We start from the raw sequence: 11,521 nt of genomic DNA, 5'->3' as shown, positions 1-11,521 counted from the left end.
GGCGACATCGTGGCTGGCTGGTCACGCCGATGGGGGAGGGAATGCTTCTGCAAAACCCTCAGCGCCGACGGGGGAATCCTTCTGCAAAACTCACGCGGCCGGGGTCCCTACCTTCTGCAAACCCACACCCTGGAGACCCGCGCGTTGCCGGAGAGCGGGCTCGGGAAGGCCATCGCGTACATGATGGGGCTGTGGTCCGGGCTCACCGTGTTCGTCGACGACCCCGCGTGCCGCTGGACAACAACGCCACCGAACGAGGGATAGGGGGCTCGTCGTCGGGCGAAAGAACCACTATGGCTCGAAGTCGCGGCGCGGGACCGAGGTCGCGGCGCTCTACTACACGATCTTCGAGACCGCCAAGCTCGCCGGCATCGATCCGACGGCGTACCTGCGCCGCGCCGTGCACGCTGTGCTGATGGGCGAGACCGTCCGCCGCCCGCACCAGATCGCCGCCGCCGCCGCCGCGGCCTGATCGTCACGCGCCGGCGCCTGTCCAGACGGGCCTCGGCGAGGTGTTACGTTCCCAGGACTAGCGATGCTCGACCGCAAGGCGCAGCTCGCGCGCGGGGCTGCGTTCTTGAACGAGAACTGCTGGCGATGAATCGCCGCCCTAGGCGCCGCTCCGCGGCGGGCTGCGCCGTGTTGCGCTGCGCGGCCTTACTGGACATGCTCAAGATCCATGAGCGCGAAGCGACCGAAACAGAAGAAGCGTCGGGTTCCAACCGAGTTGGTTGCGACGACAGCAGCTGTCGCCTCTTCGGGGGCGGCCATCGCCGGAGCTACGAGTGAAATCGGAGTCGCATCAGGTGCCTTGGGGCTGGTAGGTGGGCTCGCGGGCAGCGTCAAGGTACTCTACAGCGCGTTCCAGGCGCGACAGGACGAGAGGATCAAGCGGCTACTCGAGGAGGCTTACTTCGACATCGCGACCGATGAGGACTTCGCGTCGTACATAGCGGAATTGCTTCTCAGACCTCGCATACGTCATTTGTTGTTGGAGAGTGTCCGCTCGGCGCTCGAAGCGATCGCGGATGAAGTTCTCCCGGCGCTTGCGGCTCTCATGCGCGATTACGAACGCGCCGACAAGGAACCAGACGCCCGCTTTCGTGGGTTTTCTCGTGTCCTGCAAGAACTGTCGGCCGAGGAATATTCATCGTTCCGGGGCCTGTTCCGGACGGCCGTCGCAGTTCCAGACCTACTCGACTCTATTCAGATCGCTTTCGTTCGAGCGAGTGACAGCGCGCGAAAGGAGGAGGTGATCGCAGCAGGCGTTCAGCCTGACGACACACTCCGCCTCGTATCGGTGGACGAATGTGACCCGCGCCAGTTTCCACGCCTCAGCCATCTCATGTACGTACACAACATCGGGGAGAAGCACGGCTTCGGCGCCGTCGGACTCACTGGGAAGGAGGTAGTCGACGAGGTACGCGTCAGCCCCGCCTGCGTGCGCTGGATAGTGCAGTTCCTCTCGAAGTGACGCGACCCTAGTGTTGCCGCTCACCCAGGATGACGGCGTAGGACCCGATCTCGCGCAGGCAGCGTGAGGGGGAGTGGCGCGTCACGACGGCGACGGCCATCGCGCAGGCCGAACACTGGCAGTCACGTTGGGCGATGGTATCGACGCCACCGAGGAGGGGGCACCGGCGCGGCGTCGGCCCCATAACGGGTGGCGGGGAGCGTGTTGGAGCACGCCCCGCCGTGCCCTCGGCCTGTGCCAGCAGGCGATCGGAGCGACCTTCGATTCGTACAAGCAGCGGTTCCCGTCAAGCTCTGGGCGGCCCGGCCGCCGACCGTGGACGAGGTGCGCCCGGGGCGGTGCCCGGCCTGCGACGCGCCGAGCCGCCCTGCGGGCGCCGCGCTCGGGTTGCATGGCCACGGAGGAGGGCGGCGGGCTCGGCGCCGCGGAGCAGACGCCCGGCGCCATCGCACTCATCGGGATTCGTCGACCCGCGCCTCGGGCTCGGTCCCTGTGGTCTCGCGAGGCTTCTCGTACCAGTGCACCCCGGCGGCGGCGCTGGCCTCGAGCTCGGCGATCACCTGCGCGCCGAGCAACAGGATCACGAATACGATCTCGAGGGAGAGCAGCACGACGACGACGGTGGCGAGCGAACCGTAGAGCACGTTCACCGTCGAGATGTTCGCGAAGAAGTACACCATGAACAGCGCGGTGAGGCGCCACAGCGCCGCCGCGGCGAGTCCTCCGACCAGCGCGCGACGACCCGAGATCTTGATCACTGGCAGGACCCGGTAGATGCCGGCGAACAGCACGACCAGCCCCAGGAATCCCGACAGCCGCAGGAGCAGCTTGATCCCGGACGCGAGGGGACGCTGCAGGCCGAACAGTCGCAGCTGGTGCTCGTCGAGCGCGTCGAGGCCGGCCGTCAGCAGGGTGATCCCGAGGAGCGCGACCATCAGGACCAGCATGAACAGGTAGGGGAGCAGGGCCGAGACCCAGAAGCTCCGGTGAGCGGTCCGGGCGGAGGTGTGGAAGATCGCCGCCACCGCCTGCTCCAACATGCGAAACGCGATGGAGCTGAAGAACAGCATGGACACCACGCTGAGCACGCGGGTGGACGCTTCCGTGTGCAGGAACGCCTGCGCCGCCTCCAGGATGGCATCGGCGTGCTGAGGGACGAGCGCCGTGAGCTCGGGGCGCAAGGTGTCGAGGATGCGAGCCTCGTCGAAGACGATCGAGAGCGTGGCCACCGCCAGCGTGAGGAAGGGCACGAGCGAGAGCAGCGCGTTGTAGCCGACGCCGCCCGCGAGCAGGACGCCGCGGTTGCGCGAGAACGCGCGCAGGGCTCGGCCGGTGAAGCGCAGGAGCCGCGTGGCCCATTCCGACGTGTTACGAACCGGGTCCATGGCCTCACCTCGGACCGCGCGCCGCCGCGCCGTTCGCCTGCCCGCCCCGCGTCTTCACGCCTCCAGGGGCACGGGCGCGCCGAGGGCCCGCAGGTGCCGGTGGTGCGCGGCGACCGCCGCCCGGAGCGACGGCTCCGCGCGGTAGGGGATCGCGTGGGCGCGGCACGTCTCCTCCACGATTGTCGCGAGCGCCGGGTGGTGTCCGGGCACGCACGGGGCCGGCAGCGGGGGCGAGGGTCGAGGTGGCGTGCGCACGGCGTTCGCTCGACGAGGAGTCCCCTCGCTTGCTCGTCACCGCGGCGAACACGCGAAGGCTCCGGAACCGCCGTGAGCGCGGCGCGGTGCCCGGATCGGCGACGGGGCAAGAGGGCAGCGCCATGCGCACGTTTGGCACGTGTCCACGCTGGGACGCCCGGCCCTGATGGTGGCCGAAGCGGCGGCCCGGGCGGAAAGGGGGAGCCATGCGTCTCTCGGACGAGAACCTGCGGGGCCGGACGGTCATCGGTAGCGATGGGCGCGCGATCGGCGAGGTCGCGGCGCTGTTCCTCGACAGCAATGCCTGGAGCGTCGAGTCGCTCCAGGTGAAGCTCCGGAAGGACGTGGCCGACCAGCTCGGCGCCGCGCGGACGATGTTCCACGCCGGAACGGTCGAGATCCCGGTCCGGCTGGTCCAGTCCGTCGGCGACGCCGTCGTGCTCGCCGTCCCCGTGGACGGGCTGCGCGAGGTGCTCCCGGTGGAGGGAGAGTCCGCTTCCATGCACTGACCAGACGAGACCGTCCGACCAGCGGGTGCGCGTCCCGCGCCCGCTCGGCGTCGTGCCGCCGCGCGGGTGTCACGGTGGACGATTCGACGGGGCGGCCGACGAGCTGTCCACGCTTCGCGCGGACGCCTCTACGCAGTACGTCACGACGTCGTCCAGGACACGCCGGACGGCGCGGTTCGCGGCCACTACGCCGCCGTACGGGTCGTCGGAGCGCGCCACCTCCACCACCTCGAACTCCCGGGCCCCGAGCACACGTCGAGAGGCGACGTCGGAGAGCTGGACGCGTACGGTCAACCGGACGCGGCTCGGGCGCCCGATGAACTCCTGCTGCAGCCGAACGAGCTCGGAGTCGAGGCGCAGGCCCGCGGCGGCGGGGGTGCGGGCGTCGGCCACCGCCTGGAACCTCCCGCTGCGCTCGAGCGCCCGAACGAGCAGCGGGGCGAGCATGCGCGCCGGAGCATCCGCCCACTCGTTCTTCGCGAAGAACTCGAGCTCGTGCGCTCGCCGCACGTAGACGATCCGGGGTCCATCGAAGCCCGCCGCGGCGGTGGGAACAGCCACCACCAACGCGGGTCCGGGGCCGGCGATGGGCTGGCCTTCGAAGTCCGCCTGGAGCGCAAAGCGCGCCGCCGGTGTCGACGGCCCGAGCGAGACGCAGGCGGTCAGCCCCGTCAGCACGGTTGCGAGCGCAGCTCCGAGGGGCCCGGCGTTCGACCGCGCGCGGGTCACGTCATTCTCCCGGCCCCGGCGGCGGCGTCTGGCCTCCGAGGAGCGCTCCCCGATTCCGCTCCAGCTCCCGCGAGACGCGGCCGAGCGCGGCGGCCGCGTCCGTCAGCTCGGCGATGAGCCGATCGAGCTGTACCAGCGATCCGCCGTTCAATTGCTGCACGGTTCGGCTCGTGTCCCGAGCCGCGCGCGCGGCGTCGTCGACCGCCACGCGCGCGGCAGCGCCCACCCCCTTCACCTCGTCCGCGGCCCGTGCCACCGCCTCGGCGCCTCGCCCCATCCGCGCGGCGAGCCCGGAGAGCCGGGCGCTCGCCTCGGCGACGTGGTGCACGGACCTCGCGGCGTCGGCGATCGCCGCGTCGATGTCCCCGGATCTCCCGGCGAGCGAGGCGGCGAGCCGCTGCACGTCCGAGGCGGTCGCTCCCAGGTCCCGGAGGAGCGCCGTCACGGCGGTTTCGAGCCGGCTCATCGTCGACGGAGCGGTCCGGATCACCGGGTACGGTTCGCCGGGCGTGCGAGAGAGCGGAGGAGAGTCGCGCCCGCCTCCGCTGAGCTCCACGGACGCGATGCCGGTCACCCCCTGGAACGCCAGGACCGCGACCGTGTCGCGGCTGACGGGCGTGCCGGGCGCGACGTCGAGGACGACGCGGACGCGGTCGAAATCGTGGGGGTCGAGCGAGAGGTCCCGCACGGAACCGACCGGCACGCCGCGGTACTTCACGGGCGCGCCGCGGCTGAGGCCGGACACCGACTCGTCGAACCGGGCGACGTATCTGACCTGTCGCTTCACGTGGGCGCCTCCCGCCGCGAGCCACACGCCGACGAGGACCGCGACGGCCCCGAGCCCCAGGACGAAGGCGCCCACGGCCACGAAGTTCGGCTGCGCCCTCATCGCCGGGCCCCCGCCGGGCCGCCGCGTGTCCCGGGGAAGTAGGCGCGCACCACGGGTGCGTCCGACCTCGACACCTCCGCCATCGTGCCGGCGGCGACGATCTGCCCGCCGGCGAGGAATGCGACGTGGTCGGCGAGGTTCCACAGGAGCCCGAGATCGCGCGTGACCACGAAGACCGTGAGCCCCAGGACGTCATTGAGGTGCCGCACCAGCTCCTCGAACTCCCTGCCGCTCGAGGGGTCCAGCCCCGCGCTCGGCTCGTCCAGGAGCAGCAGCTCGGGGTCCAGCGCGATCGCCCTGGCGAGCGCGGCGCGCCTGCGCATCCCCCCGGAGAGCTGCGACGGGTACTTGAGGCCCGCGCTGGCGGGGAGCCCCACCAGCGCGATCTTCATCGCCGCGAGCTCGTCCCGCACCCTTCGGCCGAGCCGGGAGCGCTCCCGCAGGGGCAACGAGACGTTCTCCGCGACGGTGAGGGAGCTGAAGAGCGCGCCACGCTCGAAGACGACGCCGCACCGCCTTCGCAGCTCGAGCGCCTCCTCGTGGCCGATCCCCACCACCTCTCGCCCGAGGACCCGGATCGATCCGGAGTCCGGCACGTGCAGCGCCAGCACCTCCCTGAGGAGCAGGGTCTTTCCACATCCGCTCGGCCCAGCGAGGGCGAAGATCCTCCCCCGGTGGACGTCCAGCGTCACCCCCGCGTGAACGACGTCGGCGCCAACGCGCGTGTGGACGTCACGAGCGGCGATCACGGGCTCGGGCGCGGAGGGGACCGTAGGGGCCATGAGTCAGATGCCGAGCTGCCTCGAGACCACCAGGACGAACGCGTCGGCGAGGACGACGAAGAACATCGACTGGACGACCGCCCCGGTGGTGCGCCGCCCGACGCTGTCGGCGTCGTCGGCCACCTGCAGCCCCTGGTAGCAGCCGACGACCGCGACGATCGCCCCGAACACCGGCGCCTTGCACACGCCGAGGAGGTAGCTCGACGCGTGGATCTCGCGGGCGACGCGCCCGAGGAACTCACCGGAGCTCATCGCCAGCTCGGACCTCGCGACCAGCATCGCGCCGGCCACGCCGAGGACGTCCGCCGCCACGGTGAGGAGCGGAACGACCAGTACGAGCGCCGCGATCCGCGGTAGGACGAGGACCTCGCTGGGCGAGAGGCCGACCGCCCGGAGCGAGTCGATCTCCCCGCTCATCTTCATCGCGCCGAGCTGCGCGGCGTACGCGGAGCCCGAGCGCCCCGCGACGATGAGGGCCGTGAGGATCGGCGACAGCTCCCGCACCATCGCGAGCCCGACCAGGTCCGCGACGAGGATGCCGGCGCCGAAGGGGCGCAGCAGCGTCGATCCCTGGAAGGCGAGCACGATGCCGATGAAGAACGACAGCAGCGCCGCGGTGGGGAGGGCCTCGAACCCCGCGGTCTGCACGTGCTCCAGCACCTGCCGCGAGCGGACGCGGAGCGGGCCGGTGCGGGCGCGCGCCGCCGCAACGCCTATCTCGCCGAGGAACGTGACGAGGCGAACGGCGTCGCGGGCGGAGCTCCACGCCCAGCGGCCGAGCGTCGAGAGGAAGGGCGCACGCTCGCGCGGACGCGGCGGCGCGGCCACGACGCCGGAGGAGGTCACGATCCCGAGGAGCGCCTCGTGCTCGGGCCGGAACCTCAGGGTGACCGGACGTCCGCTGCGCTCGAGCCTACGCGCGGTCCGCTCCAGCAGCCAGGCGCCGGCCGTGTCCATCGTCCCCACGGCGGACGCGTCGACCACCAGGGCGACGCCCTCCGGCCAGGTGAGCCTGCGGAGCGCACGCTCCACCCGGCCGACGCGATGGATCGTCCATGAGCCGCTGCAGCGGACCGCGCCGTCCTCGACTCGGATGCGGGGTGAGCCCGGAAGATCCATCGTCGCTTCCGTCGGCGGGCGGTCGAGAGCCCGGCGTACGGACGAACGGTAACTACGGAGCCCGGGTGACGCCAACCAGCGGACCCGCGCGGCGGGACTCGACGGGCGGGCTCCGCCGGGACGACCGCCCTCGCCGTCCGGGTGCGGCAGGGGTGCGGCAGGTGGACCCCGAGATACCTTCGAGCGGTGCGTCTAGGGGGGCCCCCGCGGGACGCGCGGCGAGCCTGGCCCTCCTCTCGACCGTCGGAGCATCAGGACCTCCCGCAGCACGATCTGCGCCGTGGCCGCGACCGGCACCGCCAGGATGGCGCCCGCGATGCCCATGAGCTCCGCCAGGAACAGGATCGCGAGGAGGGTGACGAGCGGGTTCACGTCGACGGTGCGCCGGTAGACGAGCGGCGCGAGCACGTTCCCCTCCAGCTGTCCGTACAGGACGAAGTAGATCGCGGCCGCGAGCGCCTTCCAGGCGCCGCCGGTGACGAGGACGAACAGCGTGACGGTCGCGCCGGACACGAGCGGTCCCGCGTACGGGACGAGGCTCGACGAGCCGCTCAGGAGGCCGAGCGGCAGGAAATAGGGGATCCGGAGGATCACGAGGAGCGCCGTCGTCAGGGTCGCGTTGATGGCGCAGATCCCGAGGAGCCCGCCAAGGTAACCGCCCGTCGCGCGATAGATGTTCGCGGCGATCCGCTCGGCCCGCGCGCGGTTCGCGGGGCTCACCACCTCGGCGAAGAACGTCGCGGCGAGGTCGCGACCGAAGACGAGCATGAACACGGCGAGGAACACGAAGGCGAGGATCCCGCCCAGCGCGCTGACGACCCCGCTCACGGCGGTTCTCAGCGCCGTGGCCGCGCCTGGGACCGACTCGCGAAGACGATCGAGGAAGTGGAACCGTGAATCGAGGCTCGCGAAGAGCGGGGTGGCCTGCAGCTTCCGCCACAGCTCCGGGGCCTCCGCCCCGAGGGCCCTCGCCTGGCTCACGATGGGCGGGACGAGGAGGAAGCCCAGCGCGACCCACATGACGAGGAGCCCGCAAAGCACGGCGGCGATCGCCCACCCACGCCGGAGCCCTCGCCGCGCGAGCGCCTCGACCGCGTGATCCATCGCCACCGCCGCGAGCGCGCCACCGAGCGTCAGGAGGAGGGCGACCCGGGTTTCGAGGAGGAACAAGATCAGCGCGGCGACGAGCGCGACGCCGAAGCACGCCGTGAAGACGCTCGCGAGGGTCACCTGGGAACGACGCGGCGGAACCGGGGCGGGCGTGCCAGGGGGGGCGGACGACACGGGCTGACCTCGAACTCCGCTCCGCCGGCGCGCCGTGGAGCGTGGCGGCCGTCCTTCCGCGTGCCGCGCGGCGAATGCGCCAGCGCGGGCGAGCGCCGCTGCCGCTCGAGCCGGGCGGACGGGTCGGAAGCGGGGCGTCGCGTCATCAGTAGTGCGTCGAGCTCCGGCCCGGCGCTCGCCCACCCGGGGGCGCGTCATCGAGCGGGAGCTGCCGCCGGTGCTCCCGTGGGGCCGCCCCACAAGGTGGGACCCTTCGCCAAGCGGGCGAAACGCCATCCGGTGCTCGGCGTGGACACGCTCGCGAGCGCGAAGGTGCGCTCGCGCGAGCCCTCTTGGCAGGACCTCCCGGGCGGCCACGTGCTCGGGCGCCCGTGGCGCTCACCTGTCCGGGAGCGTCGGGCGAGTTCGAGGGGGCCCTTGTTCCCTCCCGCACGATCCTCGGACCTGACACGCGCGTGACATTGCGGGCACAGATCGCAGCTTCACGACGGTGGTTGTCCTCCGCACGAGGAGGGGCCCGTGCATCCGTCCCCCGAGCAGCCGAACGCCCTCCGCGCCGAGCTCGACGCGGTCCGCCAGGAGTACGCGTCGAAGATCGGTCGCGCCGACGCGGAGTACATCCGCGGTGTCCGCGCCGTCGCGCGGAGCGCCAAGATCGCAGGGCGACTCCTCGTCCACTTCAGCCTCGAGCCGATCTCGTGGAGCGCCGGCGTCGCCGCGCTCGCAGTCTACAAGGTGCTCGAGAACATGGAGATCGGGCACAACGTGCTGCACGCTCAGTATGACTTCATGGACGACCCGTCGCTCCGCTCGGCGACGTACGAGTGGGACATGGTCGCCACCGCGAAGACCTGGAAGCGGGCCCACAACGCGACCCACCACGTCTACACCAACGTGATCGGGCGCGACCGCGACTTCGGCTACAACGCGTTCCGGTTCTCGGCCGACGTGCCGTGGAGGCCGTTCCACCTCGTCCAGCCACTGCTGAGCCCGCTCACCGGGCTCTTCTTCGAGTACTCCATCGGCGCCTACGACCTCGGCCTCTTCGACGCGCTGGGGCCTCCATCCGCTCGAGCGGCCGCTCCGAGGCGGCGCCCCGCTCGCGAGGTGGCGCGGGACGTGTGGGGGTTCGTCCGCAAGGTCGCGCGGAAAGGGTTCGTCGAGTACGTGTTCTACCCTGCGCTCGCGGGACCGTTCGCGTCGAAGGTACTCGTCGGGAACATGCTCGCGAACGCCCTCCGGAACGGTTGGGCCTATGTGGTCATCTACTGCGGCCACCTCACGGAGCGCACCGCCAGCTTCTCCGAGGAGGACCTCGCGACCGAGGACCGGGCTGGCTGGTACGCACGGCAGGTGATGGGCTCGTCCAACTTCGAGGCGAGTCGGATCGTTCACGTCCTGAGCGGGCACCTCGGGTTCCAGGTCGAGCATCACCTCTTCCCGAACATTCCGGCCTGGCGCTACCCCGAGATGGCACCGCGCGTGCGGGAGATCTGCGAGCGCCACGGCCTCCCGTACGCGACCGGAACGCTCGGCTCGCAGTTCGCGAGCGCGATGCGGCGGCTGGTCCGGTTCGCGGTGCCGCGGCGCGGGGAGCGCCGCGCCGCGCCCGGGCGATCCGCGGCGGGAGAGGTCGCCGCGAGCGCGGCCCCTGTCGGTTGAGGTCTGATCGATCGGCGCCGTGGACCACGACCGCCACCCGCAGGTCGAGGTCGGTAGGCGCCGCGCGCCGAGGTCGGTGACCGCCTGCATCACTATTCCTCGTCGGGCTTCGGCACCGAACGCACCTTGCAGAGCGAGCAGCTTGTTGAGCCTCCCCGGATTCGGTGGACACCTCCGATGCGCGGGAGGATGTCCAGATGACGAAGAGGCAGAGGCGGTATTTGACGCCTGAGTTCAAGGCGGACACGGTCAAGCCGGCGCCCGCGCGGTAGAATCCAACCCGGTGCTGCTCCCCATCCACACGAACGGGCGCCGCTTGCGCGTGCGGGGACGCGCCCGGCGTCGGCTCGTGGCGGCGGTACTTCTCGTCATTGCGTCCTCGCGGTCCGAAGCCGCGGATTCGTGGGAGGAGAGGTTCGATGCCGAGGAAGCGGCGGTGAACGCGGCGTGCGCCCGCGTGGGCAAGCCCGCGTACCCAGCCGCTGACGGCCCGAGCGAAGGGGAGTCTCGCGCGCTCGGCACGGAATGCGACTCCGAGGCGCTCTACTACGGGATCGGGCGCCCAGCCGATCCGGTCGCGGCGCGCAAGTGCGCGTTCATCGAGCTCCGCAAGGATGAGCTCGTCCTGGGCGGCTCGACGATGCTCATGATGCTGTATGCGAACGGCAGAGGCGTCGTGCAAGACCTCGAGCTGGCGGTCGCGATCGCGTGCGGGACGGACGCCGCCCCGGCTGAGCGCGTAGGTCGAGTCAAACACCTGCTGAACATGAAGGCTGGGAAGGACGCCGGCGTCTTCGACATCTGCGATGACATCACCAGCGGCTTGATGATGGGGTATTGCGCTGGGCTCCACGAGCGCATCGACGCCGTCGCGCGAAACCGCCGGCTCGACACCGTGGTGGCAAAGCTCCCTATCGTGGCACGTCCGGCCTTCGCGAAGCTGAAGGCGGCGGCCGATGCCTATTTCGAGGCTCGCGAGTCCAACGAGGTGGACCTGAGCGGCACCGCCCGCGCCGCGCTGGTCATCGAGGAGGGCGCGAGGCTTCGCGAGGCGTTCGTGTCGTCGGTCGAAGCGCTCGTGGCAAGCCCGCCGAGATGGCGCTTCGCCGAGGCAGATTATCGGGTGGCCGACCGGGCGCTGAATGAGGCGTACCGGCGTGCGATCAGGGCGGAAGCCCTTGGCACGGTGACACCCGACGGAATTCGCAGGACCCAACGCGCCTGGCTCTCGTACCGCGACGCGTGGGCAGTCTTCGGACGAGCGCTCCATCCGGACGTTCCGGCCGTCGGCTGGAAGACCTGGATCACGAGGGAGCGGACTGGGATGCTCGCAGAGTGATCAGCACGGTTCGACGACGCGACGGCGGCACTGGCCGCGACGCAGCCGTTCACGGCGACCGCCCACCAATCCAAAGGCGTTTCATCCAGCAACC

12 protein-coding genes are annotated in these 11,521 nt (G+C 71.1%); 5 read left to right on the top strand and 7 right to left on the bottom strand.

What is annotated here, in order from left to right; all coding sequences use genetic code 11:
- A partial coding sequence (locus MNZ27_RS14580; protein ID WP_242394814.1) for an IS66 family transposase occupies positions 1-264 on the top strand: 264 nt, incomplete at its 5' end.
- Between the two features lie 415 nt (positions 265-679).
- A complete protein-coding gene (locus tag MNZ27_RS14575) occupies positions 680-1,474 on the top strand; it encodes a hypothetical protein (RefSeq protein WP_242394813.1) in 795 nt (264 codons plus the stop codon).
- Between the two features lie 452 nt (positions 1,475-1,926).
- On the opposite strand, the gene MNZ27_RS14570 is transcribed toward MNZ27_RS14575, so the two are convergent.
- Together MNZ27_RS14570 and MNZ27_RS14565 are read right to left on the bottom strand one after the other, a co-directional pair.
- Positions 1,927-2,859: a YihY/virulence factor BrkB family protein gene (locus tag MNZ27_RS14570; protein WP_242394812.1), complete on the bottom strand. Its 933-nt coding sequence runs from the start codon at positions 2,857-2,859 to the stop codon at positions 1,927-1,929.
- 54 nt (positions 2,860-2,913) lie between these two features.
- Positions 2,914-3,069 (bottom strand): hypothetical protein, encoded by a 156-nt coding sequence (locus tag MNZ27_RS14565; RefSeq protein WP_242394811.1) that lies wholly within the window; start codon positions 3,067-3,069, stop codon positions 2,914-2,916.
- A 251-nt stretch (positions 3,070-3,320) separates the two neighbouring features.
- Between MNZ27_RS14565 and MNZ27_RS14560 the strand changes: the two genes are divergently transcribed.
- A complete protein-coding gene (locus MNZ27_RS14560; protein ID WP_242394810.1) occupies positions 3,321-3,623 on the top strand; it encodes a PRC-barrel domain-containing protein in 303 nt (100 codons plus the stop codon).
- A 69-nt stretch (positions 3,624-3,692) separates the two neighbouring features.
- On the opposite strand, the gene MNZ27_RS14555 is transcribed toward MNZ27_RS14560, so the two are convergent.
- From MNZ27_RS14555 to MNZ27_RS14535, 5 genes are all read right to left on the bottom strand, one after another.
- A complete protein-coding gene (locus MNZ27_RS14555) occupies positions 3,693-4,352 on the bottom strand; it encodes an ABC-type transport auxiliary lipoprotein family protein (RefSeq protein WP_242394809.1) in 660 nt (219 codons plus the stop codon).
- A gap of 1 nt (position 4,353) precedes the next feature.
- Entirely contained in the window at positions 4,354-5,241 is an 888-nt protein-coding gene (locus MNZ27_RS14550) for an MlaD family protein (protein ID WP_242394808.1), read from the bottom strand.
- Entirely contained in the window at positions 5,238-6,023 is a 786-nt protein-coding gene (locus tag MNZ27_RS14545) for an ABC transporter ATP-binding protein (protein ID WP_242394807.1), read from the bottom strand. The genes MNZ27_RS14550 and MNZ27_RS14545 overlap by 4 nt, the downstream gene beginning before the upstream one ends.
- Before the next feature lie 3 nt (positions 6,024-6,026).
- Positions 6,027-7,142, bottom strand: coding sequence for an ABC transporter permease (locus tag MNZ27_RS14540; RefSeq protein WP_277957956.1), 1,116 nt, complete (start codon positions 7,140-7,142; stop codon positions 6,027-6,029).
- 192 nt (positions 7,143-7,334) lie between these two features.
- Positions 7,335-8,426: an AI-2E family transporter gene (locus tag MNZ27_RS14535; protein ID WP_242394805.1), complete on the bottom strand. Its 1,092-nt coding sequence runs from the start codon at positions 8,424-8,426 to the stop codon at positions 7,335-7,337.
- Between the two features lie 519 nt (positions 8,427-8,945).
- Between MNZ27_RS14535 and MNZ27_RS14530 the strand changes: the two genes are divergently transcribed.
- Both MNZ27_RS14530 and MNZ27_RS14525 read left to right on the top strand, forming a co-directional pair.
- On the top strand, positions 8,946-10,088 hold the full coding sequence (locus MNZ27_RS14530) for a fatty acid desaturase family protein (RefSeq protein WP_242394804.1): 1,143 nt from the start codon (positions 8,946-8,948) through the stop codon (positions 10,086-10,088).
- A 283-nt stretch (positions 10,089-10,371) separates the two neighbouring features.
- Positions 10,372-11,427, top strand: a complete 1,056-nt coding sequence (locus tag MNZ27_RS14525; RefSeq protein ID WP_242394803.1) for a lysozyme inhibitor LprI family protein — start codon at positions 10,372-10,374, stop codon at positions 11,425-11,427.
- Positions 11,428-11,521: the final 94 nt, after the last annotated feature.

The organism is Anaeromyxobacter oryzisoli (genome assembly GCF_022690765.1).
Classification (GTDB): Bacteria; Myxococcota; Myxococcia; order Myxococcales; family Anaeromyxobacteraceae; genus Anaeromyxobacter; species Anaeromyxobacter oryzisoli.
The sequence above is the reverse complement of the archived record's forward strand: the minus strand, read 5'-3'. Positions and strand labels throughout refer to the sequence as shown.